The organism is Stenotrophomonas testudinis (genome assembly GCF_024499815.1).
Classification (GTDB): Bacteria; Pseudomonadota; Gammaproteobacteria; order Xanthomonadales; family Xanthomonadaceae; genus Stenotrophomonas.
The window spans coordinates 1-25,010 of the sequence record NZ_JAMOKY010000002.1 but is presented as its reverse complement, the minus strand read 5'-3'; the positions used below and the strand labels follow the sequence as shown (position 1 = coordinate 25,010).

Genomic DNA, 25,010 nt, shown 5'->3' with positions numbered 1-25,010 from the left:
GCATGGCCATGAACTCTTTCTTCCCTTCCGCCTGGCAGCGTCGCATCGCCGCATGCGTCGGCGTGTTTGTCCTGGCAGTGGCCGTGGCGGCCCCGGCCAGCGCCGAACGCATCAAGGACCTGGCCCAGGTCGGCGGCGTGCGTGGCAATGCCCTGGTCGGCTACGGCCTGGTGGTCGGCCTGGATGGCAGCGGTGACCGCACCAGCCAAGCGCCCTTCACCGTGCAGAGCCTGAAGAACCTGCTGGGCGAGCTGGGCGTGAACGTGCCGGCCAACGTCAACCCGCAGCTGAAGAACGTGGCCGCCGTGGCGATCCACGCCGAGCTGCCAGCCTTCGCCAAGCCGGGCCAGCCGATCGACATCACCGTGTCCTCCATCGGCAACGCGGTGTCGCTGCGCGGCGGCTCGCTGCTGATGGCCCCGCTGCGCGGTGCCGACGGGCAGATCTACGCGATCGCCCAGGGCAACCTGATCGTCGGTGGCTTCGGCGCACAGGGCAAGGATGGTTCGCGCGTCTCGGTGAACGTGCCCAGCGTCGGCCGCATCCCCAATGGCGCGACCGTTGAACGTGCCCTGCCCGATCCGCTGGCCAACGGCGGCGACATCACCCTGAACCTGCACAACGGCGATTTCACCACCGTCTCGCGCATGGTCGCAGCACTCAACAATGCCTTCGGCGAAGGCGCTGCGCGTGCCGTCGATGGCGTGACCGTGGCCGTGGCCGCACCGACCGATCCCGGCGCACGCATCGGCCTGCTGGCCCGCATCGAGAACCTGGAACTGACTCCCGGCAGCGCACCGGCCAAGGTGGTGGTGAACTCGCGTACCGGCACCGTGGTCATCGGCCAGCAGGTGCGTGTCGGCCCGGCCGCGATCTCGCACGGCTCGCTGACGGTCACCATTCAGGAAAACGCCAACGTCAGCCAGCCCAACGCCTTCGGCGGCGGGCAGACCGTGGTCACCCCGCAGTCGACCATCACCGCCACCAACGATGGCAGCCGCATGTTCAAGTTCAACGGCGGCACCACGCTGGATGAAATCGTGCATGCCGTGAACGCCGTGGGCGCCGCCCCTGGCGACCTGATCGCGATCCTGGAAGCACTGAAGCAGGCCGGCGCCCTGAGTGCCGAACTCGAGGTGATCTGACATGCGCATCAATCCCGCCTTTGACCTCAATCCTGTACAGCAGAACGACCCGGCCAAGATCGACAAGGTCGCTCGCCAGCTGGAAGGCCAGTTCGCACAGATGCTGGTCAAGAGCATGCGTGATGCCAGCTTTGGTGATTCGCTGTTCCCCGGTGAAAACAAGATGTTCCGGGAGATGTACGACCAGAAGATCGCCGAGGCGATGACCCGCGGCAAGGGCCTGGGCCTGTCGTCGATCATCAGCCGTCAGCTGTCCGGCCAGCAGGCCGATGGCCCGGCGCTGGACACCCGCGTGGATCCGGCCAAGGCCAGCCGCGCGTACCAGTTGAATGCACCGGCCGCGACGGCCCCGTCGATGTCGCTGGACGACGCCAGCCAGGCCGTGCGCATGCTGCAGCAGATGGCCGCCGGCAACCAGGACGGCGCACAGGCTGAGGTCAACCCGGCACTGGCCCCGATGGAGCAGGCGCTGGACCTGATCGCCGGCCGCGACAGCAGCAGCATGCACCGTTCGCTGGGAACCCACGATCCGTACGCCAGCAGTATCGACGGCGACGACTGGGCCGCCAGCAACGACCAGTGGGCGGCCACCGCCAGCAACCGCGGCAGCGTCGGCACTCAGGCCGATGCGCTGGCCACGCGCACCGCGGTGGCCCAGCTGGGCGCGAACACCCCCGAGGGCTTCGTGGCCAGCATCTGGGAACACGCGCAGAGCGCGGCCAAGGAACTGGGCGTGGACGCCCGCGCCCTGGTCGCCCAGGCCGCGCTGGAAACCGGCTGGGGCAAGCGGCAGATCAAGCACGCCGACGGCAGCACCTCGCACAACCTGTTCGGCATCAAGGCCACCGGCTGGAAGGGCCAGAGCGCCGTTGCCGGTACCCACGAGTATGTCGATGGCGTGCGCCGTAACGAAACCGCCAGCTTCCGCGCCTACAGCACCCCGGCCGAGAGCTTTGCCGACTACGTGCGCCTGCTGAAGAGCAGCCCGCGCTACCAGCAGGCCCTCCAGGCGGGCACCGACGTGCAGGGCTTCGCCCGCGGCCTGCAGCGCGCCGGCTACGCCACCGATCCGCGCTACGCGGCCAAGATCGCCGCGATCGCCGGCGGCCCGACGATCGAGCGCGCCGTGGCCGCCGTAGCCGACGCCGGCACGCGCCTTGGCCAGACCTTCGCCAGCACCGCAACTGCGGCGCTGGGTATCACCCGTCGTTGAGGAACCCCATGTCCAGCGTCCTTTCCACCGGTACCAGTGCCCTGCTCGCCTTCCAGCGTGCGTTGGCGACCACCAGCCATAACGTCGCCAACATCAATACGCCCGGCTACAGCCGGCAGAAGGTCGACTTCGCCACCGCCGATCCGCAGAACTATGGATTTGGCGAGGTGGGCAGCGGCACCCGGATCACCGACATACGCCGGGCTGCAGACCAGCTGGCGATCTCGCGCCTGCTCGACAGCAGTGGCGAACTCGCGCGCCTGAAGCAGCTGTCGACCATGGCCGACCGGGTCAACGCCCTGTTCTCCGACTCGGCCACGAACGTTGCCGGCTCATGGTCGAACTTCTTCGATGCGGTCAGCGGCCTGTCGTCCAATGCCGCAGGTACGGCTGACCGCCAGAGCCTGCTGGATGGTGGCAAGGCGCTTGCCAGCCGCTTCGGGCAGCTCAACACGCAGATGAACAACCTGAACAGCGAGGTCAACAACGGGCTCATCGCCGGTGCCACCGAGATCAATCGGCTGGCCCAGGAAATCGCACAGATCAACGGCGCGATCGGCAGCAACGTGACCGACGCCGCGCCGGATCTGCTGGATCGCCGCGACCAGCTGATTTCCCAGCTGGTCGGCTACACCGGCGGCACGGCGGTTGTGCAGGATGGCGGCGTGATGAACGTCTACACCGCTGGCGGCAACGCGCTGGTGGTCGGCACGACGGCGTCCAAGGTCACCACGGTGACCGACCCCTACCAGCCCGAGCGCCTGCAGCTCGCTCTGCAGACCCAGGGCAGCACCATCACCCTGGACCCCAAGGCGGTGGGCGGGAAGATCGGCGGCATGCTTGAATTCCGCGATACCGTGCTGACGCCGGCCCAGGCTGAACTGGGCAAGCTGGCGGTCGGCCTGGCCGAGAGCTTCAACCAGGCGCATCGCCAGGGCGTGGACCTGTATGGCCAGATGGGTGGTGACTTCTTCAACATCGGCAACCCGCGCGTCACGCCCAACTCCAGCAACACGGGCACCGGCAGCATCACGGCCAGCTATGGCGACCTGTCCAAGCTGGACGCACAGAACATCGTGCTCAAGTTCGACGGCACCCAGTGGCAGGCCAGCCGCGCCGACACCGGCGCCAGCATTGCCCTGACCGGCACGGGCAGCGCCGCTGACCCGCTGGTGATCAACGGCGTCGAGCTGGTCGTGGGCGGCACGCCATCGAAGAATGACCGGTTCCTGCTGCAGCCGACCGCGGGCGTCGCCGGCAGCCTGGAAACCGCCATCACCGATCCCTCGCGCATCGCCGCCGCCGCTGCGGTGAAGGGCGCGGCTGCACTGGCCAACACTGGCACCGGCAAGCTGACCGGGGTCGCCGTCACCGACGTCGGCAACGCCAACCTGCGCGACCCTGCCGCGATCGTGTTCACCTCCGCCACCACCTACACCATCAATGGCGGCGCGCCACAGACCTATACGCCTGGCCAGACCATCAGCGCCAACGGCTGGAGCTTCGTGCTGGATGGTGCACCCAAGACCGGCGACACGTTCAACATCACCCCCACCCCGGCAGGCTCGTCGGACAACAGCAATGCCGCGCTGCTGGCCAAGGTCGAGGATGCCAAGGCCTTCAATGCCGGCACGGTCACCCTCAACGGCGCGCTCGGCGGCCTGACCACCCAGGTCGGTGCCGCCGCACGCTCGGCCGAGTATTCACTCGATGCGCAGCAGGTCATCTCGGACAAGGCGCAGGCCTCGCGCGATGAGATCTCCGGCGTGAACCTGGACGAAGAAGCCGCCGACGTGTTGCGCCTGCAACAGGCCTACCAGGCCGCCTCGCAGCTGATCTCCACCGCCGACAACATGTTCCAGACCATCCTGGGAGCAATCCGCCGATGAGCACCCGCATTTCCACCGGGATGATGTTCAACCAGTCGGTATCGCTGATGCTGGCCAAGCAGTCGAAGATCAGCCATCTGGAGCAGCAGATCGCCACGGGCAGCAAGATCAGCTCGGCCAAGGACGATCCGGTCGGTGCCGGCACCGCCGTCGGACTGGACCGCGTCGTGGCCGGTCTCGAGCAGCTGGGCAAGAACGCCAACAGCGTGCAGAACCGCCTTGGCCTTCAGGAAAACGCGCTGGCCCAGGTCAATGAACTGATGTCGCGCGCCGTGGAACTGAGCATCCAGGCCAACAGCCCGGTGCCCAAGTCCAGTGACCTCAAGGCCATCGTCAGCGAACTGAAGACCATCCAGGACAGCCTGCTTTCGCTGGCCAATTCCCGCGATGGCAGCGGCCGATACCTGTTTGGTGGCAGCAACGACGCCGATGCGCCGTTCAAGCTGTCGGGCGGCACGGTCACCTACAACGGCGACCAGAACCAGCGCCAGGTCGAGGTTGCACCCGGTCAGCTGGTGTCCGACGCCCTGCCCGGCAGCGAGATCTTCATGCGCATCCCGACCGGCGATGGCCGCGTCGATGCCAGTGCCGCCGCCGGCAACAATGGCAGCGGCCTGCTCACCTCCATCAGCCGCGATGGCAGCGACAGCTGGGCCGGCGGAACGCTCAACGTGCGCTTCACCGGCACTGCCGAGGGCGCCTACGAGGTCGTGGACGGCAGCGGTGCAGTCGTCGGCAGCGGCACGCACAAGCCCGGCGAAGACATCGTCGTGGCCGGCGTCAGCATGCGCATCGAAGGTGCGCCGGCGGCCGGGGACGAATTCAACATCAGCGACGCGGGTACCCGCGACATCTTCTCCACCCTGGACAGCCTGGTCGCGGCATTGGAAACCGACCCGTCCACTGAAAGCCAGCGCACGGCACTGCAGAACACCCTGCAGTCGAGCATCCGCGACCTCAACCGGGCCTCGGAAACGATGATCGACGCCCGCGCCAAGGGCGGTGCGCAGCTGGCCGCCATCGATACCGCGGCCAGCGCCCGCGAAGCCACTGCCGTCACCGTCAAGAGCACGCTCTCGACGATGCGCGATCTCGATTACGCCGATGCGATCGGCCAATACAAGCTGGAGAACGCTGCCCTTCAAGCCGCCCAGACCATCTTCAGCCAGATGCAGGCGATGTCCCTGTTCAACAAGATCGGCTGACCCATTCCCGTTCCACCTGACTTCCAGCACGGCGCGTCCCGCGCCTTTCCACACCGAAACGAACCGAGCAACCACGGAGAAGCACCATGGCACAGATCATCAACACCAACACCATGTCGCTGAATGCTCAGCGCAACCTGACCACCAGCAGCAGCTCGCTGGCCACCTCGATCCAGCGCCTGTCTTCGGGCCTGCGCATCAACAGCGCCAAGGACGATGCCGCCGGCCTGGCCATTTCCGAGCGCTTCACCACGCAGATCCGTGGCATCAACCAGGCCGCGCGCAATGCCAACGACGGCATCTCGCTGGCCCAGACCGCCGAAGGCGCGCTGGGTGAAGTGGGCAACAACCTGCAGCGTATCCGCGAGCTGGCCGTGCAGGCCCGCAGCGCCACCAACTCCGCGTCCGACCGCCAGGCGCTGAACGCCGAAGTGCAGCTGCTGAAGCAGGAAATCCAGCGCGTCGCCGAGCAGACCAACTTCAACGGCACCAGCCTGCTGGATGGCAGCTTCACCAACCAGGCCTTCCAGATCGGCGCCGACCAGGGCCAGACCATCAACATTTCGCAGATCGCCAATGCGAATGTGCACAAGCTGGGCAGCTGGACGAGTGCCTCCACGAATGCATCGGCGCTGGGCGTGACGCCGGATGGTGGTGCCGTCAAGGGTCAGCCCTCCACTTCCGCAGCTTCTGGCACGTTCCAGCCGGTGGCTGCTGGTGGCGGCACTGCATACAACCTCACAGTTGGCACAGTTGAGATTCTCGATCGTGCCGCAGGCGTCGCCGTGAGCGCGGCGGAAATGCAGACGGCAATCGACGGCAAGACGGCAGAGTTGAAGGCCGCTGGCATCACCGTCACCGGTACCGTCGCAGACAGTAACATCCAGTTCACCCGTGCAGACGGCAGCAACTTCACCATCACCCAGACCGGCGGCGGCTTTGCCAACGCCGCGTTTGCAGCTGCGGTCACCAATGGTATCGAAGCAGAGCCGGCAGTCTTCGGCAAGACCAGCTTCACCATCACCGGTACCGTGGACGGCGCCCCGGGCCAGGCAGTGACGATTGATGTGGACAGCGCCAAGACCGCTGCCGAACGTGCGACCCAGATGGTCAATGCCATCAATGCCAAGACCCACGAAACCGGCGTGACCGCATCGCTGGTGGATGGAGCGCTGCAGTTGACGTCGAAGGACCAGAACTTCACCGTCGGCGCGATCGGCACTGACCAGAACGCTGCTGCGACTGCATTGGCACAGCAGACCGGCCTGACCGCTGGCGCCACCACCAACTACGCGGCCGGTGTCGCTCAGACCGGCTTTGCCGAGCTGGACATCTCCAACCAGGCCAACGCGGACAACGCCATCCTGGCCATGGATGCCGCGCTGCAGTCGATCAACTCGGCGCGTGCCGACCTGGGTGCGATCCAGAACCGCTTCACCTCGACCATCGCCAACCTGAACACCAACTCCGAAAACCTGTCCGCCGCCCGCAGCCGCATCCGCGATGTGGATTACGCGCAGGAAACCGCCGAGCTGACCCGTGGCCAGATCCTGCAGCAGGCCGGCACGGCCATGCTGGCCCAGGCCAACCAGGTGCCGCAGAACGTGCTGCGCCTGCTGCAGTCGTAACAGCCGCCGCAACCTGAGCTTCAGGAGGGCCCCGCCGTGCAGATGGCGGGGCCTTTTCATTTGCCCCGGGAAAAAAGCACCGAAACTTTCCTAAAGGCCGGAGGGGTAGTGCCGTTATTGATTTCAGCAGCGGTAGCACACCCCTTGGGGGGAAGCCAGCCACTGCCCCCCGAAACCGGTCAGGCTGCTCTGCCGGACACACTGCCAACAAGGAAACCGCACCATGGCACAAGTCATCAACACCAACACCATGTCGCTGAACGCCCAGCGCAACCTGAGCACCAGCGGCACCAACCTGGCCACCACCATTCAGCGTCTGTCCTCGGGCCTGCGCATCAACAGCGCCAAGGACGATGCCGCCGGCCTGGCCATCTCCGAGCGCTTCAGCACCCAGATCCGCGGCGCCAACCAGGCTGCCCGTAACGCCAACGACGGTATCTCGCTGGCCCAGACCGCTGAAGGCGCCCTGGGTGAAATCGGCAACAACCTGCAGCGCGTCCGTGAACTGGCCGTGCAGTCGCGCAGCGCCACCAACTCGGATTCGGACCGCCAGGCGCTGAACGCCGAAGTCCAGCTGCTGAAGCAGGAAATCCAGCGCGTCGCCGAGCAGACCAACTTCAACGGCACCAACCTGCTGGACGGCACCTTCACCAACCAGGCCTTCCAGATCGGCGCCAACCAGGGCCAGACGATCAACATCTCGCAGGTCGCCAACGCCAACATCAGCAAGCTCGGCAGCTGGACCACCGCGTCCAAGGCGGCCACGGCAACTGGCGAAGTGCCGGTCGGTGGTGCGCGGAGCGCGATCGCAAATGCGACCGCCGGCACGATCAACGGCGCCAGCCTGGCAGATGCAACGGGCGCTGACGGCGCACGGGCCTACGCTGCGTTCTCGTTCAACATGGCTGGCGTTCAGATCGACGTGGCTGCAGTGACTGGCGGCGCGGATGTCGCTGCCGCAAGAACGGCGATGGTCACCAACATCAACACTGCCATCGCAGCGAAGTCCACCGAACTGGCTGCGGCGGGTGTGTCCACCTCGCTTAACGCCGGTGCCATCACGGTCTCCAACTCTGGTGAAGAGTTCAAGATCACGGGCGCACCTTTCGTTGCTGCTGGCGTGACCGTCGCTGAAGCCACCCAGGTTGCCAAGGCCGCTGATTTCTCGACCGGCGTCAAGGCTGGCGAGCTGCAGATCAGCAAGAAGGATGGTGGTTATGTCGATATCACGGTCGACGGCGCCAAGACCGCTGGCGACCGCAGCACCGCACTGGTCAACGCAATCAATGCAAAGACCCACGAAACGGGCGTCACCGCGTCGCTGGTGGAAGGCAAGCTCCAGCTGACCTCGGAAAAGGCTGACTTCGAAGTGAAGAGCAGCCTGACCGCAGCCCAGCTGAAGGACTCGACCGGTCTCGCCGTTACCACCGCCAAGTACACCGCTGGCAAAGCCGCTGAAGGCTTCGCCGACCTGGACATCTCCTCGGTCAACGGTGCCGACAACGCCATCCTGGCCATGGACGCTGCCCTGAACTCGATCAACTCCTCGCGAGCTGACTTGGGCGCCATCCAGAACCGCTTCACCTCGGTGGTTGCGAACCTGAACACCTCGTCGGAGAACATGTCCGCAGCCCGCAGCCGCATCCGCGACGTGGACTACGCTTCGGAAACCGCCGAGCTGACCCGCAACCAGATCCTGCAGCAGGCCGGTACCGCCATGCTGGCCCAGGCCAACCAGTCCAGCCAGAACGTGCTGAGCCTGCTGCGCTGATCCAGCGGTAGTACCTTGCAATGACGGGAAGGGGGCGAAAGCCCCCTTCTTCGTATCCGGCGTTCGACTGGCACGCGCCTTGCACCGGGTGGGGAAGCGTTTCAACGCTCAAGCTCGCCCATTCCCGGCCGATAGCAGGTGCAGGACACCTGGACGGCCCGTCCAAGAACAAGGATTCCCCGCATGGCCATTGGCACGATTGGTACTGGTCTCGACATTCCCTCGCTGGTTAGCCAGCTGACCGCCAAGGAACGCGAGCCCCGCGAGAACCAGATCAACTCGGCCGGTGTTGCGGCCAGCGCCAAACTGTCGGCGCTGGGCACCATCAAGAGCGGCATGACCACCCTGCAGACGGCACTGAAGACGCTGGTGACCGGCATGACCAAGCCCGGCATGAAGCTGACCACGCCCACCGAGTCGAACTTCACCGCCGCACTGGACACCAGCGCCACCGCAGGGAAGGCGGCAGCGGGTACCCACCAGGTGGAAGTCAAATCGCTGGCGCAGAACCAGAAGCTGAGCTCACAGGCCTACACCAAGGATGCCGTCGTGGGTGACGGGACGCTGTCGATTGCTTACGGCGACAAGACCATCAACGTGGAGATCGAGGCCGGCGCGACGCTGGAGAAGATCGCTGCGGAAATCAACTCGGCGGCGCAGAGCAAGGGCGTCACCGCTGCTGTGGTCACCGCCGACGATGGCATGCACCTGGTACTCACCGCCGTCGATTCCGGCACCAAGGGCGCGCTGAAGGTCAGCGCCAGCGGCGGCAATGGCGGGCTGTCCAACCTGGTCTACGACGGCACCGATGCCTCGAAGATGAGCGAGATGGTGCCGGCCAAGGATGCCGTAGTGGTCGTCGATGGCTTCACCCGCACCAGCAGCTCCAACACCATCACCGACCTGGTGCCCGGTGTCAGCCTGACCTTGACCAAGGCCAAGGAAGGCGAGCCGCAGACGCTGACCATCGCCCCCGACAACAGCACGCTGAAGACCAACCTCAACGCGTTCATCACCGCGTACAACTCGATCCAGTCGACGCTGAAGAGTTCCAGCGCCTACAACGCGGAAACCAAGACCGCCTCGACGATGACAGGCGATGCCATGGTGCGCGGCCTGCAGCAGCAGCTGCGCACCCAGCTGAGCAGCAACGTCAACGATCTGAAGGACCTGGGCCTGACCATCGCCGCCGATGGCACCCTCAGCCTGGATGCGGCCAAGCTGGACACCGCACTGTCTAAGAACCCGGAAGCCGCCAACAAGCTGTTCGGTGCCGAAGGCTCGCTGGCCAAGCCGATGACCGAGCTGATGAAGAGCAGCCTGGATACCACCAGTGGCACGATCACCCAGCGCCAGGCCACCTTGAACAAGCAGATCAAGGCGCTGGAAAAGCAGCTGGACGATCTCGACAAGAGCATGGAAAAGGTCTCCGACCGCTACACCAAGCAGTTCACCGCGATGGAGAAAATGGTCTCGCAGATGCAGTCCGCCAGCGGCTCACTGATCGACCAGCTCGGCTGATCCACGCGCTTTTCCCGTGCAGGTGGCACTCAAGTAGCACGCCACCTGCGCCGATAACACGTTAGACCCCGTGCCGAACCCATGCCCCAACCCGCGCGAATGGGCAGGCATCCCAGGAGATTTAATATATGTACGGTTCCAGTCGGCAGTTCGCCGAGCAGTACCGCAAGGTCGGTGTGACCACCTCGGTCGTGGACGCAGATCCGCACAAGCTGGTGGCGCTGCTGCTGGCCGGTGCATGCGAGCGCATCCGCACCGCTGAAGCCTCGCTGCAGCAGAATGACCAGGCGCGCAAGGGCAAGGCCATCGGCGAAGCCTGTGCGATCGTCGGCCACCTGCATGGCTCGCTTGACCACGAAGCCGGCGGCGAGATCGCCGGCAACCTGTCGGCACTGTATGACTTCGTCATCATGCGCCTGACCGAAGGCAACCTGCACAACGATTCCACCGCGCTGCAGGAAGCGCTGGGCCTGATGGTCGAAATCGATTCGGCCTGGAACGCCATTCCGGCCGACCAGCGCCACGTCAAGGCGGTGGCACCGTGAACCTGCAGTCGCTGCATGATTCGCTGGACACGCTCGACGCCAGCCTGCCGAACGACGACTACGACACCAGCGAGCGCCTGATGGCCGAGCACCTGCAGGCCGTGGCTGCGCTGTCGATGGTGGTCGAGCGCCCCAGCAACGAGGCGATCCTTGCACTGCGCGACCACCAGCAGCGCGTGCTGGCCCGCATGATCGGCCTGCGCGACGAAGCCGCCGCACACCTCAAGCACACGGGGCGGTCCCTTCGCGCCGCCCATGCGTACCTGAAGGCAGAATCGCTGGCATGACCCTGCTGCCGACCACGTCGCTGCACCACCCCGCCGAGAGCGAGCTGTTCGATGAAACGCTCAGCTGCGAGCTGGCCCTGCCGGCCGAGTTCCAGGCGGGGAGCGCGGCCGGTCGCACCAGCAGTGCCGAAGGCCTGCTGCGCAGCCTGGCGCTGGTCGAAGACAGCCGCGGGGACGAGCACGACGAACGCAGCGAAGCCAGCCTGCAGATCCAGCGCCTGGAAGCCAAGCTGGACCTGACCCTGGTGCTGCTGGGCCGCCTGGTGCGCCAGCAGGGCCAGGACCTGCCCCTGCGCCCGGTACGCTGGTCGCGCCGCGGCATCCGCCTGCAGCTGGGCCCGCGCAGTGGCGCCCTGCCCGGCCAGTCCGGCGTGGTACGCCTGCAGCCCAGCGACTGGCTGCCCGACAACATCGACCTGCCGGTCGACGTCATCGCCGAAGCGGCCGATGGCAGCGGCGGCCATTTCCTGTGGCTGCGCTTCAATCGCCTTGGCGATGGCCTGGAGATGGCCATGGAACGGCACTTGTTCCGTTTGCACCGACGTCAGGTTGCCGAGGCGCGGCGAGCGCGCTGAAACCTGCCACCCGGAAGCGGGACGGGGTGCTCTTGGCGCACCCGTTCAGCTAAGTTAAGGTGGTCTCCCCCTTACAGACCTGCAACGTGCCTGTGCGAGTTCTCATCGTCGACGATCACACCCTGGTTCGCGCCGGCCTGGCGCGACTGCTGCAGGGGTTTGCCGACGTGCAACTGGTTGCCGAGGCAAGCAACGCCGAACAGGCACTGCAGATGGCCCTGCTGCATGCCCCTGACGTGGTGCTGATGGACCTCTCCCTGCCCGGCCGAACCGGGCTGGAAGCCGTCAGCGACATCCGCCTGCGCTCGCCGGGCACCCGCATCGTGATGATGACCATGCACGACGACGCCGCCCATGTGCGTGATGCACTGGACCGTGGCGCCGTGGGTTTCGTGGTGAAGGATGCTGCCCCGCAGGAGCTGGAACTGGCACTGCGCGCCGCGCACGCCGGCCAGGTGTTCCTCAGCCCGCAGATCTCGGCCAAGATGCTGGCGCCGATGCTGGGCCGCGAGAAGCCCACCGGCATCGCCGCGCTGTCGCCGCGCCAGCGCGAAATCCTGCGCCGCATCGGCAAGGGCGAGAGCAACAAGGAGATCGCCGCCGTTCTCGGCATCAGCGTGAAGACGGTGGAGACCCACCGCGCCCGCATGATGGAATCGCTGGGCTGCCGCCGCGCCAATGATCTACTGCTGCTGGCGGCCCGCCACCAGCACGAGCTGGAATGACCGGATCTGGTCGGACGGCGCACATCCGCGCCCGAACTGACGACGGCTTTCCGTCACCCTGACACGAACTGTCGGGTTTCCGTGCACCGGCACCGCGGATGACCGCCTGGCAGCCACGGAAAATCAACGACTTGCCACAGGGTATCGTCAACTTCCCGCGCCGGCGTAGGGAATATCCCTACATCCTGTCGGGAAAATCACCAGTGCATTCAGGAACCCCCCGATTCCGCCTGCCCGGGATCAAAAGCAAGATGTGTTCCACAAGGCGTCGGGGAGCGACGCCGGGGAACTGAAATGAAGGCTGCACTTTCGACCCAGCTGGGCCAGACGCTTCACCTCACGCCGCAGCTGCTGCAGTCCATCCGACTGCTGCAGCTGGACGGCCTGCACCTGGAACAGGAAATCCGGCGCCTGCTGGACTCCAACCCGCTGCTGGAAATCGAGGACGCCGAGGCACCGGCGGCCGACGCCACCGACGCCAGCGCCACCACCCTGGAAACGGCCGCCTTCGATGAGCTGCCCGAGTCCTCGATGTGGGACGTGGCCGGCAGCAGCTGGCAGGACGGCTACGACGATCGCGTGGCGCGCATCGCTGCAGGCGAATCCACCGACCCTCAGCTGCGCGTGCTGCAGCGCCTGGCACTGGATCTGGACGAGCGCGAGCTGGCCGTGGCGGCCTTCTGGCTGGAACACTGCGACGAGGCCGGCTACCTGCAGGCGCCGCTTGAACAGCTGCAGCTGCTGGCCAGCGCCCAGTTCGACATCGACGGCACCAGCGTGGAAGCCATTCGACAGCAGCTGCTGCACGGCGAACCGGCCGGCATGGCCGCGCAGGACCTGCGCGAAGGCCTGCTGGCCCAGCTCTACAGCCTGCACGGCGTGGTGCCGGCCCGGCACCTGGCCGCCCGCATCCTGGAAGGCGCGCTGGAGGCCCTGGCCGCACATGACTACCCCGCGCTGGCCCGCCAGCACGATGCCGAAGTGGATGACGTGCGCGAGGCCGTGCGCCTGATCCTGTCGCTGCAGCCGCGCCCGGGCGACAGCCTGCTGCCCGAGCGCAACGCGGTGGTGGTACCGGACGTGGTCGCGTGGCACGCCGACGAGCAGTGGAAGGTCGCGCTGAATCCGGCCACCAGCCGCCGCGTCTCGATCAACAGCCAGTACGAACAGGCATTGGCCGAAACCAGCGACGCCGCCCCGGCCCTGCGCGAGATGCTGCAGGAGGCGCGCTGGTTCAGCCGCGGCCTGTCCATGCGCTACGACACCCTGCTGCGCACCGCGCGGGTGATCGTCGAGCGCCAGGCCGCGTTCCTGGTGCGTGGCGAGGAAGCCATGGCGCCGCTGACCCTGAAGGAAGTGGCCGAAGAGATCGGCATGCACGAATCCACGGTGTCGCGCATCACGACCGGCAAGTTCCTGCAGACCCCGCGCGGCACCTTCGAACTGAAGCATTTCTTCGCAGTGCGCCTGGAAGGTGCCAGCGTGTCCGGCCAGGCCGTGAAGGCCATGGTCCGCCGCCTGATCGACGCCGAACCGGCCGGTCGCCCGCTGGCTGACGAGGCCATTGCGGGACTGCTGTCACGCCAAGGGGTGAACATTGCCCGCCGAACCGTCGCAAAATACCGCGAACAACTGGATATCGCCCCGGCCCGTGAACGGCGCCGGCTCAGCGCCAGGCAACCACAGCTGGCCCGAGTGGGCTGAAAAGGATGTTGGACATGAACAAGCTCACAGTCCTGCTGGTCGACGACCATGAGGGTTTCATCAACGCGGCGATGCGCCACTTCCGAAAGATCGACTGGCTGCAGATCGTCGGCAGCGCCGGCAACGGCCTGGAAGCCATCGAGCGCTCTGAGTCGCTGCGCCCGCAGGTGGTGCTGATGGACCTGGCGATGCCGGAAATGGGCGGCCTGCAGGCCACCCGCCTGATCAAGTCGCAGGATGATGCCCCGTACATCGTGATCGCCAGCCACTTCGACGACGTCGAGCACCGCGAGCATGCGCTGCGCGCCGGCGCCGACAATTTCGTCAGCAAGTTGTCGTACATCCAGGAAGTCATGCCGATCCTGGAAGGCCTCAGGGAGGATCGATCGTGAGTGAATCGCGCATCCTTGTACTGGACAACGACGCCGTGCGTGCCGAGCGCACCGTTGCCCTGCTGGAATTCATGGACTTCAACCCGCGCTGGGTCTCCGACGCGGCCGATTTCGACCTGGGCCGCCAGCGCCAGAACGACTGGATGGCCGTGATCGTCGGCAGCCTCGACGACAGCGCCGCCAGCACCGCGCTGTACGCCTGGCTGGGCGGCAGCAGCCTGCCGCCGCCGGTGCTGCTGGCCGACGGTGAAGCTGCAGCGTTTGCCCAGCAGCACGGCCTGCACGAGGCCAACATCTGGCCGCTGGAAGCCCCGCTGCGCCACACCCAGATGGAGGCGCTGCTGCGCCGCGCCAGCCTCAAACGCCTGGACGCCGAGCACCAGGCCGGCGCCGCACAGGACCAGGGCCCGACCGGCAACGGCCCGGCGGTGACCGGGCTGCGCACCATGATCGAGCAGGTGGCCGCCTTCGACACCACCGTACTGGTGCTGGGCGAATCGGGCACCGGCAAGGAAGTGGTCTCGCGTTCGATCCACCAGCGTTCGCCGCGCCGTGATGGGCCGTTCGTTGCGATCAACTGCGGCGCCATTCCCGCCGACCTGCTGGAAAGCGAGCTGTTCGGCCACGAAAAAGGGGCCTTCACCGGTGCACTGACCGCGCGCAAGGGCCGTTTCGAAATGGCCGAGGGCGGCACCCTGCTGCTGGATGAAATCGGCGACATGAGCCTGCCGATGCAGGTGAAGCTGCTGCGCGTGCTGCAGGAGCGCAGCTTCGAGCGCGTCGGTGGCAACCAGACCATCCGCTGCAACGTGCGCGTGGTCGCAGCGACCCACCGCGACCTGGAAACCCGCATCGCCGAAGGCAAGTTCCGCGAGGATCTGTTCTACCGCCTCAACGTCTTCCCGATTGAAGTGCCGGCCCTGCGCGAACGTCGTGAGGACCTGCCCGCCCTGGTGGAAACCATCGCCATGCAGCTCGGCCGCACCGGCCGTGGCGAAGTGCGCTTCACCCCGGAAGCCCTGCAGGCCCTGGCCAGCTACGAGTGGCCCGGCAACGTGCGCGAGCTGACCAACCTGGTCGAGCGCCTGGCCGTGCTGCACCCGGGTGGTTCGGTGCGCGTGCAGGACCTCCCGGCCCGCTACCGTGGCGACGCCGCGATGGCCGTGGTGGCAGCGCCCGCCCCGGCACCGGTGGCCGCCAGCGAAGAACGCCTGGACCTGCGCAGCTTCTCCTTCCACACCCCGGGCAGTGGCGGACAGGCCGCTCCGGAGAACGCTGGCGCCCAGCCGGCCCTGCCCAATGACGGCCTGGACCTGCGCAACCACATGGCCACGATCGAACTGGGCCTGATCAACGAAGCACTGGAACGCACCCAGGGCGTGGTCGCCCATGCCGCCCAGCTGCTCGGCCTGCGCCGCACCACGCTGGTGGAGAAGCTGCGCAAGTACGGCATCGAGCGCGAGCAGGCCGAACTGGCCAGCTGATCCGATGAAGGCGGGGTCGGAGCCCTTTCCGCCGGAAAGGGCTCCGACCCCTTTGCATTTGCACGTAGTCCTACAGGCAACAGCACGCGCCACTGCCGAGCATGACCGGACCATCCCAAGGAGGTTCCGCCATGCACCGCCTGCCCCTGATTGCCGCCCTGCTCTGTTCCGCCCTGGCCAGCGCTGCCGACTACAGCCTACCCACGACGCTTGAACAACGGCAGTTCACCAACCTCAGCGACCCGGTGCAGGTCAGCTTTGCCGGCAACCAGTACGTGCTGGACATCCGTGGCACAGGCCTGCGCATCGGCGGCAGCTACCGCTACCAGCGCCTGGCCAGGCATCCAGATGGCCGAAAACCACCCGACCGGTCCCGCCCGCTGCACCCTGCTGCTGACCTGCCTGACCGACCACCAGGGCCGCTTCATCCATACCCAGCACGACGGCCCGCTGGCACCCCGGCAGCGCCAGAATTCCGGCCGCTGGACCCTGCAGCCATAGGCCAAAAAACCGACGCCGGTGAAATGACGCCTCCACTGGGGTCAGAGCCCGTTGCCTCGCAACGGGATCCGACCCCGTGCCGACCAACTGTCGGCACCCACCAGAGCAGAACGCCGTCCCGACAGATCGCGGCCAACTGTCGAAGGCGGGGTGGGTCCGGTTGAGGGGGTGTGAGCGGCATGGATGCCGCGACCAAGCCCCCATGGACGGGTTTACGGCGTCCCCCGCAACCGGGCCCACCCCGCCTCCCCTCAGGAAACCAGCTTCTGCTGTTGCTCTGGCTTCCGCTTCTGCAGGTGCAGGGCTGCAAGCCCTGCAGGCAGAAAACCTACTTTGCAGCGGCGATCTGCTGTTCGATGTCGGTGGCGGTGACCGGCCCCAGGAACGTGTGCGCGACCTTGCCGTTCGGATCAATCAGGTGCGTCAGCGGCAGGCCGCGCGGGATCGCGAAGTCGGCCGGCGGGTCGAACGGATCGACCACCACGATCGGATAGGTCACCGGATGCTTGGCCAGGAACGCCTGCATCTCCGGCGTCTCGATGTCCTCGTAGGCCAGGCCCACCACTTCGATGTTGCTGCGCATCGCATGCAGCGCCGACAGCTCCGGCATCTCCTTGCGGCACGGTGCACACCAGGTCGCCCAGAAGTTCACCACCACCCACTTGCCACGGTGCGCGGCCAGGTCGTAGTCGCTGCCGTCGATGGCCTTCATCTTCAGGGTCGGGAACTCGGCCGTGGTGCGCTCGGCCGGATTCTCATCCGCGCCCTCCACCGCCGCCGGGGCCGCGGCCCTCGGCGCCTGGGCCGGCGGTGCACTGCTGGCCGGGGCCGGTTCCTGTGCGGGCTTGCAGGCGGTCAGGGCCAGCAACAGCGCCAGCGGCAGGGCCTTCAACAAGGGCGTGCGGGTCATGGTGTGTCTCCAGAATCGGGGTAGATGTCGCTGACACGGCGCTTGAGGCGTTCGCGCAGCGGCAGGCGAAGTTCGTCCAGCGCCGCCAGTGCGGCCCGGCCAAGGCTGTCGTCGCGGTAGGGCAGGAACTGCTCGGCTACCGGAATGCGCAGCTGTGTCCATTCGTAAAGGTCGGACAGACTGATCTGGTCCAGATCCCGCGCGAGAAGCCAGTCGCCATTCTCGTCGCGGCGCAGCAGGCCATGGGCCTGCAGTTCGCAGACCAGATCATGCAGCAGCGCATCAGTCAGCAACGGTTCCAGGCGCAGGATCTCGTCGTCGTCAAGGCTTTTGCCGAGCGCGCGCGCCTGCTGGAAGCGCCCGAGCAGGCGCAGCAGGCCGTAGAACTCGAAGCCCTGCGGCAGGCGCAGTTCCACCGGCTGGTAGCGGAAGGCGGCCATCGACGAGGCCAGCGACGCCCCCAGCAGCACTGCCACCCAGCACAGGTAGATCCACAGCAGCAGGATCGGCACGAAGGCGACCGTGCCATAGAGCTTCTGGTAGGACTGGAAGCTGCCCAAGTAGGCACCGATGCCCCACTTGATCAGTTCCAGCAATACCGCCGCCAGCACTGCGCCGGGAATCGCATGCCGCCACTTCACCGTGTGATGTGGCACTACCCGGTAGACCAGCATGATGCAGACAAATTCGATCAGCACCGGCGCCAGCCGCAGCGACAGATCTGCCAGCCACCGCCCTTCCTGGGTGCCGAACAGCGGCAATGCCAGCACCCGCGCCGACACCGCCAGCGAAGCGGCCGCAAGCATCGCGCCGAGGGTCAGCACGGTCCAGTAGACCAGGAAGCGGGTCAGCTTGGGCCGCGTGCTGCCCACGCGCCAGATCTGGTTGAAGGTTTCCTCGACGCTGTTGAGAGTGATCAGCAGCGAGACGACCAGGGCGATGAAGCCGGCCGCGGTGAGCTGGCCGGCGCTGGCCGAGAACTGCCGCAGGTAGCCTTCGGCCGCGCGCGCGGCGCTGGGCACGAAGTTGGAGAACACGTAGTCGCTGAGCTGGTCACTCCAGCGGTCGAACACCGGGAACGCCGACAGCACACCGAACACCACGATCGCCAGCGGCACCAGCGCGAACACGGTGGTGTAGGCCAGCGCCGCCGCTGCCTGGAACAGGCGGTCGTCGAGGAAGCGGCGCCAGAGGAAGCGGCCGAAGCTGGCGGCGCGTGCGCGATCCCGCGCGCGCTCCATCCACAGGTTGAGCGTATCCAGAGGTTCCATCGGCGCAAGGGTACCCGATGCGGAATCGATGCAGGATAGCCATACTGGCATCCACACGATGAGGAGACCTGCACGCGATGGGCGAGATTCTGGTGCTGTACTACAGCCGGGGCGGTTCGGTGGCACGGCTGGCGCGCCAGATCGCGCGGGGCATCGGCGAGGTGCCGGGCATGACCGCGCGCCTGCGCACGATGCCGCCGGTGGCCGCGGTGACCCAGACCGCGCAGCCGCCGGTACCCGATGACGGCGCGCCCTACGTGAACGTGCAGGACCTGGCCGAGTGCCAGGGCGTGCTGCTGGGCAGCCCTACCCGCTTCGGCAACATGGCCGCGCCGGTCAAGCATTTCCTTGATGGGCTGGGCGCCGAGTGGGCCAATGGCACCCTCGCCGGCAAGCCGGCCGGCGTGTTCACTTCCACCGCCTCGATGCACGGCGGCCAGGAATCGACCCTGCTGTCGATGCAGGTGCCGCTGCTGCACCACGGCTGCCTGATCGTCGGCATCCCCTTCACCGAGCCGGCGCTGAGCCACACCACCAGTGGCGGTACGCCGTATGGCGCCAGCCACGTGGCCGGTGCCGCCGACGACCCGCAGCCGACCGACGACGAGGCCGTGCTGGCCCGCGCGCTGGGCCGCCGGGTGGCCGACATCGCACAGCGGCTGGCCCGATGAACACCGCGCCGCGCGCGGTCCTGCTGCTGGCCCTGCTGGGCCTGGCGGCGCTGTACGCAGGCTGGTTCATCAATGACAAGCACTGGCTGGCCACCCAGCTGGTGTTCACCGCACCGCCGCTGGCGCTGGCCATCGCCCTGCGCCTGGGTTGGCGCAAGGCCCGGTTCTGGGCCTCGGTACTGGCCCTGGGCTGGTTCAGCCACGGGGTGATGAGCGCCTGGAGCCACCCGGAGACCCGCTGGCTGGCGCTGATCGAGATCACCCTGGCCCTGCTGGTGATCTTCGCCGCCAGCCTGCCGGGGCTGCGCGCCCGCTTCAGCAAGCGACGCTGACGCTGCGGCCTCCGGGCCTTATCATCTGTGTTCCCGGCCCCGCGCCGCTGTACCTGTCCTGGTTTCGCGCATGCACATGATGGAAGAGCTCCTGGTCGTCACCACCGGTGGCACGATCGACAAGATCTACTTCGACGACAAGTCGGACTACCAGATCGGTGATCCGCAGATCGGCATGATCCTGCGGGAGCTGGGGGTGACCTTCCGCTTCAACGTCATTCCGATCCTGCGCAAGGATTCGCTGCACATCAACGATGACGACCGCGAGCTGATCCGCGCGACCATCGCCGCGCAGGCGACCCGTCATGTGCTGGTCACCCATGGCACCGATTCGATGGTGAAGACCGGCCAGGTGCTGGCGACGATTCCGGACAAGACGATCGTGATGACCGGTGCGCTGAGCCCGGCGCGCTTCCGTGGTTCGGATGCGGAGTTCAACATCGGCTGTGCGATCGGTGCAGTGCAGTCGCTGCCGACCGGCGTGTACATCGCCATGAACGGCCGCATCTTCGACCCGCAGCGCGTGCGCAAGAACGTGGCGGCGAACCGCTTCGAGTCGGTCTGACGAACCCGTAGTGCCGAGCCCATGCTCGGCAGCTCCCTGACAGCCGAGCGTAGGCTCGGCTCCAAAAAAACACCCCGGCCAAAGCCGGGGCGTGCCCTTGGAGAGGGACGTGGGCTCAGTACTGGGCGTTGAGGCTGACGCCCGAGAAGGTGCTGTACCCCTTCACCCGGACGTGCCAGGTGCCGGCGGCGGGGTTGTTGATGGTGCAGGTTTCGTTGTTGCCGCTCAGGTACGGGCGGCAGGTGTAGGTCGTGTCGGTCGGGGCGCTGCCCTGGCGCACGTACAGGTCGGCATCACCGCTGCCGCCACTGATCGCCACGCGCAGCTGTGAACGGCCGGCCGGCACCTGCACCGTGTAGCTGAGCGAGGCACCGCTGGCTGCGCCCAGGCCGGTCACCGGGACGTTGTTCTGCAGCACCGTGCCACCCGGATTCGGGTTGGTGCCACCGCCGGTGCCGTTGATGGCCGCGGTGACCGCCGCATCGGCATCGATGATGCCCGCGCCGCAGCCGCCCGAGCAGGCGCCCGGCAGTGCACGCGCAGTGCTCTTGATGATGCTTTCCACCTGCGCCGGGCTCAGCGGCGAGGGCGCCACCGACTGCATCAACGCCACGACGCCGGCCACGTGCGGCGCCGCCATCGAAGTGCCGTTGTAGGACGCGTAGGTCGCGCTGGCCGGCACCGTGGTGCCGGTGTTGAGGGTCGAGAGGATGTTCGCGCCCGGCGCGGAGATGTCGATGCCGGTGCCGTAGTTGGAGAAGCTGGCCTTGGCGCCGGCCGAGGTCACCGCAGCGACCGCCACGACGTTGGCGCAGTTGGCCGGTACCGAGGTGGAGACATTGGACGACTCATTGCCGGCGGCCACCACCACGGTGGTGCCACGGCCGACCGCGCCGTTGATGGCGTTCTGGTAGGTGGTCGAGCAGGTGCCGCCGCCACCCAGCGACATGTTGATGACCTCGGCCGGGTTGGCATTGGCCGGCACGCCGCTGACCGTGCCACCCGAGGCCCAGGTGATGGCATCGACGATGTCGGAGGTATAGCCGCCGCACTTGCCGAGCACGCGCACCGGCACGACCTTGGCGTTGAAGGCGGTACCGGCCACGCCGGTGCTGTTGTTGGTCACCGCGGCGATGGTTCCGGCCACGTGGGTGCCATGCCAGCTGGAGTTGGACGCGGGGTAGCCGGCGCCGCACTCGTTGGCGGCGTACCAGTCACCTTCGTCGTTCGGGTTGTTGTCGCGGCCACCGCCATCGCGCGCCATCGCGGCATCGCTGATGAAGTCGTAGCCGGGCAGGATGTTGGCGTTGAGGTCCGGGTGGCTGGTGATGCCGGTGTCGATGACGGCCACGACCACGCCGGTGCCGGTGGCCTTGTCCCAGGCCGGGCGCACGTTGATCGAGGCATTGGAGGTGCCGAAGCCCCACTGCTCGCTGAGGCGGGCGTCATTGGGGGTCAGCGTGGCACGCATGATCTGGTCGACTTCCACGTACTCGACGTTCGGGTCGGCGGCGAGCTTGCGCATCAGCAGCTCGGATTCGGCCTGGTCCAGCGCACGGTCGGAGCGCACCACGCTCGGACCGGTGGCCAGGCGGCGGACCTGCTGCAGGCCGAGGGCGCGACCCTGCGCGCTGGGCAGGCCGGCGGCGGCAGTCTTCAGCGACGAGGCCAGTGCGGTGGTATTGGCCACCAGCTGGTTGCCGTCCTTGAACTTGACGATGAACTGCTGGTGCACCGGCGCGGACTTCAACCCGCTGAGCTGGACATCGCCAGCGAAGGCCGGGGCGGCCAGCAGCAGGGAGGTGACGACGGAAGCACTGAGAACCACCCACGACTTGCGCAGGCGCGGTTGCGAAACCTGGGACATCGGAATTTCCCTTTCTAGTGGTGTGAATGCCGGAATCGGCAGAAGCACCGGCCCGAACGCGCGATGGAGGTGTGCACGCATGGCTCGAAGTCCGGTCCGTCAGCGGATTCCCCTGCGACCCGCCGTACTGTTGACGCTAATGACCTGAAACGGACTCCACAAGATTTTCAGCGTCTTTTCAGTAACGTGAAATTTCGGATCTGAGACGTTTTGGGTGTAGGGTTTGTGAAGGTGAAGGAACTTTCACGTCACTTCGACAGACATGAACGGGACTTTGAGTGTCCACCCATGTCTTTGCCGACATCGGCAGGCAGCCTGCCGGAGATGGTTGCTGAAACGCAGAAAGCCCGTCGCGGGGACGGGCTTTCCGGGTACGGCAGTCGAGCATGGCTCGACTCTACAGGGAGCGCAGCCGAGCGTGGGCTCGGCTGTACAGTTCAATCCGGGCGATCAGCCCAGCTTGACCAGCCAGTTGTGGCGGTCCGGCTGGCGGCCGTACTGGATGTCGGTCAGCTCCTTGCGCAGCGACATGGTCACTTCGCCGGCCGGGGCGTTGATGTCGCCCACCGAGAAGCCTTCGCCCTTGAGCTGGCCGATCGGGGTGACCACCGCCGCGGTACCGCAGGCGAACACTTCTGCGATGTCACCTGAGGCCACGCCGTTCTTCCACTCGTCGATGGTGACCTTGCGCTCTTCGACCTTCATGCCGCGGTCGCGGGCCAGCTGCAGGATGCTCTCGCGGGTGATGCCCTCGAGGATGCTGCCGGACAGTTCCGGGGTGACCAGGGTGCCGTCCTTGTAGACTAGGAAGACGTTCATGCCGCCCAGTTCTTCCAGGTACTTGCCTTCGACCGGGTCCAGGAACAGCACCTGCGAGCAGCCCTGTGCCTGCGCCTTCTGCTGCGGCAGCAGCGAGGCGGCGTAGTTGCCACCGCACTTGGCCGCGCCGGTGCCGCCCTTGGCTGCACGCGCATATTCGGTGGACAGCCAGATCGACACCGGGGCGACGCCCTTGGCGAAGTACGGGCCAGCCGGGCTGGCGATGACGTAGTAGCCGGCCTTGTGCGCGCCGCGTACCCCGAGGAAGGCTTCGTCGCCGATCATGAACGGACGGAAGTACAGGCTGGACTCATCGGCCGACGGCACCCAGGCGCTGTCCAGCGCGATCAGCTGCTTCAGCGATTCGACGAAGATCTCCACCGGCAGTTCCGGCAGCGCCAGACGCTGCGCCGAACGCTGCAGGCGGCGGCCGTTGGCATCCGGGCGGAAGGTCCAGATCGAACCATCGGCGTGGCGGTAGGCCTTGATGCCTTCGAAGATTTCCTGGCCGTAATGCAGGACGGCCGCAGCCGGGTCCAGCTGCAGCGGGCCATAGGCACGCACGTTGGCGTTGTGCCAGCCGGTGTCCTTGTCCCAGCGCACTTCCACCATGTGATCGGTGAAGTGCAGGCCAAAGCCCGGCTTCTCCAGGATCTGGGCACGCTCTTCAGCGCTGCGCGGGTGGTCCGATCGGGTGACGGCGAAGCTGGGAATGGACTGGGACACCGGAGGATTCCTGTTCTGGTTGCGGGTAGTGCCGGGCCCACCGTGCGGCGGGCCGTAGGTCAAAGCATGCCGGTTTCGAGCCGGGCGGCCTCGGACATCATGTGCTGGTTCCACGGCGGGTCGAACACCAGTTCGACATCGGCCTGGGCCACGGTCGGGACCATCTCGAGCTTGCTGCGCACATCGTCGACGAGGATGTCACCCATGCCGCAGCCGGGCGCGGTCAGGGTCATCTTCACGTCGATCTCGCGCTGCCCCTCGTCCAGATGTTTGATCTCGACTTCGTAGACCAGGCCCAATTCGACGATGTTCACCGGAATTTCCGGGTCGAAGCAGGTGCGCAGCTGCTGCCACACCAGCTGCTCCACCTGTTCGTCGGTGGCATCGGCGGGCAGTTCCAGCGGCGCAGGCGCCTCCTTGCCGATGGCGTCGCCGTCCTTGCCGGCGATGCGGAACAGGTTGCCTTCGACGAACACCGAATAGCTGCCGCCCAATGCCTGGGTGATATAGCCATAGCTGCCGGCAGGCAGGGTCACGGTGTCGCCCTGCGGGACCATCACGGCCTCGCAATCGCGTTCGAAGTGGACAGGTTCGCTGCTACGGGAATACATGGGGACCGATATGGGGCCGCGGCCGAAGCCACGCAAGACGGCATTCTAGCCCAGCCGCCCTGCCCCCGCCGGTGCACTGCGGCAAACCACAGTATCCTGTGGGTGTCCTTCAGGAAGCTTCGATGTCCTCCAATGCCGCGCGTGCCAGGACCGTCACCTGGCTTTGGCCCTTCATGCTGCTGCTGGGTCTGGTTGTCGCCCCGATGGTCTGGGTGCTGCTGGCCCTGATGACCGGCCGCCAGGTCGGCTGGATGGCGGTGCTGACCGCCCTGGAACTCACGTTCATGCTGCGCCTGGGCACGCTGGGCCCGGGCCGCCTGCGCATCGCGCTGGTGGTGCTGGGCACGGTGCTGGTGAGCGCGGTGGCCTACTGGTGCATCGCCAGCGCCTGGATGGGTGGTTCGATCGGCCTGAACCCGATGGATGCCGCGCTGCGGATGGGCCCGCACCTGGCCTGGACCCTGACCAGCCTGGCCAACGGCGCGGTTGAATGGATCTGGCTGGCCGTGGCCGTGGTAATCGGCGCCTTGCTGGCGCGCTGATCGCACGGGTGCCGGTAGCGGGGGGGGGGGGGGGGGGGGGGGGCCGCGCGCGCGCGCCCCCCCCCCCCCCCCCCCCCCCCCCGCCCCCCCCCACCCAAAAAAAAAACACAC

Annotated in this window: 24 protein-coding genes; 19 read left to right on the top strand and 5 right to left on the bottom strand. The window is 66.7% G+C overall.

The window, feature by feature from the left end; genetic code table 11:
• Positions 1-8 precede the first annotated feature (8 nt).
• The 15 genes from NQ204_RS01500 to NQ204_RS01425 all read left to right on the top strand — a co-directional run bounded on the left by NQ204_RS01500 (position 9) and on the right by NQ204_RS01425 (position 16,585).
• On the top strand, positions 9-1,145 hold the full coding sequence (locus NQ204_RS01500; protein WP_488192329.1) for a flagellar basal body P-ring protein FlgI: 1,137 nt from the start codon (positions 9-11) through the stop codon (positions 1,143-1,145).
• Position 1,146: 1 nt separating this feature from the next.
• The gene (gene flgJ / locus NQ204_RS01495) at positions 1,147-2,358 is read left to right on the top strand and encodes a flagellar assembly peptidoglycan hydrolase FlgJ (RefSeq protein ID WP_256642870.1); all 1,212 of its coding nucleotides are present in this window, start codon (positions 1,147-1,149) and stop codon (positions 2,356-2,358) included.
• Between the two features lie 8 nt (positions 2,359-2,366).
• The gene (gene flgK / locus NQ204_RS01490) at positions 2,367-4,247 is read left to right on the top strand and encodes a flagellar hook-associated protein FlgK (protein ID WP_256642869.1); all 1,881 of its coding nucleotides are present in this window, start codon (positions 2,367-2,369) and stop codon (positions 4,245-4,247) included.
• Positions 4,244-5,452 carry a flagellar hook-associated protein FlgL gene (gene flgL / locus NQ204_RS01485; RefSeq protein WP_256642868.1) on the top strand — a complete coding sequence of 403 codons (1,209 nt, stop codon included), beginning with the start codon at positions 4,244-4,246 and terminating at the stop codon, positions 5,450-5,452. Before flgK ends, flgL begins: the two co-directional genes overlap by 4 nt.
• Before the next feature lie 86 nt (positions 5,453-5,538).
• Positions 5,539-7,080, top strand: coding sequence for a flagellin N-terminal helical domain-containing protein (locus NQ204_RS19595; protein WP_305888239.1), 1,542 nt, complete (start codon positions 5,539-5,541; stop codon positions 7,078-7,080).
• A gap of 223 nt (positions 7,081-7,303) precedes the next feature.
• Positions 7,304-8,851, top strand: coding sequence for a flagellin N-terminal helical domain-containing protein (locus tag NQ204_RS01470; RefSeq protein ID WP_256642867.1), 1,548 nt, complete (start codon positions 7,304-7,306; stop codon positions 8,849-8,851).
• A gap of 183 nt (positions 8,852-9,034) precedes the next feature.
• Positions 9,035-10,372 (top strand): flagellar filament capping protein FliD, encoded by a 1,338-nt coding sequence (gene fliD, locus NQ204_RS01465; protein ID WP_256642866.1) that lies wholly within the window; start codon positions 9,035-9,037, stop codon positions 10,370-10,372.
• A 128-nt stretch (positions 10,373-10,500) separates the two neighbouring features.
• The gene (fliS, locus tag NQ204_RS01460; protein WP_256642865.1) at positions 10,501-10,917 is read left to right on the top strand and encodes a flagellar export chaperone FliS; all 417 of its coding nucleotides are present in this window, start codon (positions 10,501-10,503) and stop codon (positions 10,915-10,917) included.
• Positions 10,914-11,204 carry a hypothetical protein gene (locus NQ204_RS01455; RefSeq protein ID WP_108768808.1) on the top strand — a complete coding sequence of 97 codons (291 nt, stop codon included), beginning with the start codon at positions 10,914-10,916 and terminating at the stop codon, positions 11,202-11,204. The genes fliS and NQ204_RS01455 overlap by 4 nt, the downstream gene beginning before the upstream one ends.
• Positions 11,201-11,779 carry a PilZ domain-containing protein gene (locus NQ204_RS01450; protein WP_256642864.1) on the top strand — a complete coding sequence of 193 codons (579 nt, stop codon included), beginning with the start codon at positions 11,201-11,203 and terminating at the stop codon, positions 11,777-11,779. The genes NQ204_RS01455 and NQ204_RS01450 overlap by 4 nt, the downstream gene beginning before the upstream one ends.
• Before the next feature lie 92 nt (positions 11,780-11,871).
• Positions 11,872-12,504 (top strand): response regulator, encoded by a 633-nt coding sequence (locus NQ204_RS01445; protein WP_256642996.1) that lies wholly within the window; start codon positions 11,872-11,874, stop codon positions 12,502-12,504.
• A gap of 294 nt (positions 12,505-12,798) precedes the next feature.
• Positions 12,799-14,208, top strand: a complete 1,410-nt coding sequence (gene rpoN / locus NQ204_RS01440) for an RNA polymerase factor sigma-54 (protein ID WP_256642863.1) — start codon at positions 12,799-12,801, stop codon at positions 14,206-14,208.
• A gap of 14 nt (positions 14,209-14,222) precedes the next feature.
• Positions 14,223-14,600, top strand: a complete 378-nt coding sequence (locus NQ204_RS01435) for a response regulator (RefSeq protein ID WP_049460600.1) — start codon at positions 14,223-14,225, stop codon at positions 14,598-14,600.
• Positions 14,597-16,084 (top strand): sigma-54 dependent transcriptional regulator, encoded by a 1,488-nt coding sequence (locus tag NQ204_RS01430; RefSeq protein WP_256642862.1) that lies wholly within the window; start codon positions 14,597-14,599, stop codon positions 16,082-16,084. Before NQ204_RS01435 ends, NQ204_RS01430 begins: the two co-directional genes overlap by 4 nt.
• A gap of 348 nt (positions 16,085-16,432) precedes the next feature.
• Positions 16,433-16,585 (top strand): hypothetical protein, encoded by a 153-nt coding sequence (locus NQ204_RS01425; RefSeq protein WP_243402772.1) that lies wholly within the window; start codon positions 16,433-16,435, stop codon positions 16,583-16,585.
• A 328-nt stretch (positions 16,586-16,913) separates the two neighbouring features.
• Here the strand turns inward: NQ204_RS01425 and NQ204_RS01420 are convergent, their stop codons facing one another.
• Both NQ204_RS01420 and NQ204_RS01415 read right to left on the bottom strand, forming a co-directional pair.
• Complete coding sequence (locus NQ204_RS01420) at positions 16,914-17,495, bottom strand: TlpA family protein disulfide reductase (protein ID WP_256642861.1); 582 nt, start codon at positions 17,493-17,495, stop codon at positions 16,914-16,916.
• A complete protein-coding gene (locus NQ204_RS01415) occupies positions 17,492-18,766 on the bottom strand; it encodes a YihY family inner membrane protein (protein WP_256642860.1) in 1,275 nt (424 codons plus the stop codon). Before NQ204_RS01415 ends, NQ204_RS01420 begins: the two co-directional genes overlap by 4 nt.
• A 77-nt stretch (positions 18,767-18,843) precedes the next feature.
• On the opposite strand from NQ204_RS01415, the gene wrbA reads away from it, so the two are divergent.
• From wrbA to NQ204_RS01400, 3 genes are all read left to right on the top strand, one after another.
• Positions 18,844-19,437: an NAD(P)H:quinone oxidoreductase gene (gene wrbA, locus NQ204_RS01410; RefSeq protein WP_116865254.1), complete on the top strand. Its 594-nt coding sequence runs from the start codon at positions 18,844-18,846 to the stop codon at positions 19,435-19,437.
• Entirely contained in the window at positions 19,434-19,769 is a 336-nt protein-coding gene (locus NQ204_RS01405) for a DUF2069 domain-containing protein (protein WP_256642859.1), read from the top strand. The genes wrbA and NQ204_RS01405 overlap by 4 nt, the downstream gene beginning before the upstream one ends.
• Before the next feature lie 79 nt (positions 19,770-19,848).
• Entirely contained in the window at positions 19,849-20,334 is a 486-nt protein-coding gene (locus NQ204_RS01400) for an asparaginase domain-containing protein (protein WP_116865252.1), read from the top strand.
• Positions 20,335-20,449: 115 nt separating this feature from the next.
• On the opposite strand, the gene NQ204_RS01395 is transcribed toward NQ204_RS01400, so the two are convergent.
• The 3 genes from NQ204_RS01395 to sufT form a co-directional block, all read right to left on the bottom strand.
• Positions 20,450-22,201, bottom strand: a complete 1,752-nt coding sequence (locus NQ204_RS01395; protein WP_116865251.1) for a S8 family peptidase — start codon at positions 22,199-22,201, stop codon at positions 20,450-20,452.
• 450 nt (positions 22,202-22,651) lie between these two features.
• Positions 22,652-23,746 (bottom strand): branched-chain amino acid aminotransferase, encoded by a 1,095-nt coding sequence (locus NQ204_RS01390; RefSeq protein WP_079220724.1) that lies wholly within the window; start codon positions 23,744-23,746, stop codon positions 22,652-22,654.
• Between the two features lie 59 nt (positions 23,747-23,805).
• Positions 23,806-24,357 (bottom strand): putative Fe-S cluster assembly protein SufT, encoded by a 552-nt coding sequence (gene sufT / locus NQ204_RS01385; protein ID WP_108767828.1) that lies wholly within the window; start codon positions 24,355-24,357, stop codon positions 23,806-23,808.
• Positions 24,358-24,479: 122 nt separating this feature from the next.
• Between sufT and NQ204_RS01380 the strand changes: the two genes are divergently transcribed.
• Positions 24,480-24,899: a hypothetical protein gene (locus NQ204_RS01380; protein ID WP_116865249.1), complete on the top strand. Its 420-nt coding sequence runs from the start codon at positions 24,480-24,482 to the stop codon at positions 24,897-24,899.
• Positions 24,900-25,010: the final 111 nt, after the last annotated feature.

Excerpts from the sequence above, each read along its gene's own strand:
- NQ204_RS01415 (WP_256642860.1), bottom strand. The coding sequence starts at position 18,766 with ATGGAACCTCTGGATACGCTCAACCTGTGGATGGAGCGCGCGCGGGAT.
- NQ204_RS01420 (WP_256642861.1), bottom strand. The coding sequence starts at position 17,495 with ATGACCCGCACGCCCTTGTTGAAGGCCCTGCCGCTGGCGCTGTTGCTG.
- NQ204_RS19595 (WP_305888239.1), top strand. The coding sequence starts at position 5,539 with ATGGCACAGATCATCAACACCAACACCATGTCGCTGAATGCTCAGCGC.
- fliS (WP_256642865.1), top strand. The coding sequence starts at position 10,501 with ATGTACGGTTCCAGTCGGCAGTTCGCCGAGCAGTACCGCAAGGTCGGT.
- NQ204_RS01405 (WP_256642859.1), top strand. The coding sequence starts at position 19,434 with ATGAACACCGCGCCGCGCGCGGTCCTGCTGCTGGCCCTGCTGGGCCTG.
- NQ204_RS01400 (WP_116865252.1), top strand. The coding sequence starts at position 19,849 with ATGGAAGAGCTCCTGGTCGTCACCACCGGTGGCACGATCGACAAGATC.
- wrbA (WP_116865254.1), top strand. The coding sequence starts at position 18,844 with ATGGGCGAGATTCTGGTGCTGTACTACAGCCGGGGCGGTTCGGTGGCA.
- NQ204_RS01470 (WP_256642867.1), top strand. The coding sequence starts at position 7,304 with ATGGCACAAGTCATCAACACCAACACCATGTCGCTGAACGCCCAGCGC.
- NQ204_RS01425 (WP_243402772.1), top strand. The coding sequence starts at position 16,433 with ATGGCCGAAAACCACCCGACCGGTCCCGCCCGCTGCACCCTGCTGCTG.
- flgJ (WP_256642870.1), top strand. The coding sequence starts at position 1,147 with ATGCGCATCAATCCCGCCTTTGACCTCAATCCTGTACAGCAGAACGAC.
- NQ204_RS01500 (WP_488192329.1), top strand. The coding sequence starts at position 9 with ATGAACTCTTTCTTCCCTTCCGCCTGGCAGCGTCGCATCGCCGCATGC.
- NQ204_RS01395 (WP_116865251.1), bottom strand. The coding sequence starts at position 22,201 with ATGTCCCAGGTTTCGCAACCGCGCCTGCGCAAGTCGTGGGTGGTTCTC.
- fliD (WP_256642866.1), top strand. The coding sequence starts at position 9,035 with ATGGCCATTGGCACGATTGGTACTGGTCTCGACATTCCCTCGCTGGTT.
- NQ204_RS01435 (WP_049460600.1), top strand. The coding sequence starts at position 14,223 with ATGAACAAGCTCACAGTCCTGCTGGTCGACGACCATGAGGGTTTCATC.
- sufT (WP_108767828.1), bottom strand. The coding sequence starts at position 24,357 with ATGTATTCCCGTAGCAGCGAACCTGTCCACTTCGAACGCGATTGCGAG.
- NQ204_RS01450 (WP_256642864.1), top strand. The coding sequence starts at position 11,201 with ATGACCCTGCTGCCGACCACGTCGCTGCACCACCCCGCCGAGAGCGAG.
- NQ204_RS01380 (WP_116865249.1), top strand. The coding sequence starts at position 24,480 with ATGTCCTCCAATGCCGCGCGTGCCAGGACCGTCACCTGGCTTTGGCCC.
- flgL (WP_256642868.1), top strand. The coding sequence starts at position 4,244 with ATGAGCACCCGCATTTCCACCGGGATGATGTTCAACCAGTCGGTATCG.
- flgK (WP_256642869.1), top strand. The coding sequence starts at position 2,367 with ATGTCCAGCGTCCTTTCCACCGGTACCAGTGCCCTGCTCGCCTTCCAG.
- rpoN (WP_256642863.1), top strand. The coding sequence starts at position 12,799 with ATGAAGGCTGCACTTTCGACCCAGCTGGGCCAGACGCTTCACCTCACG.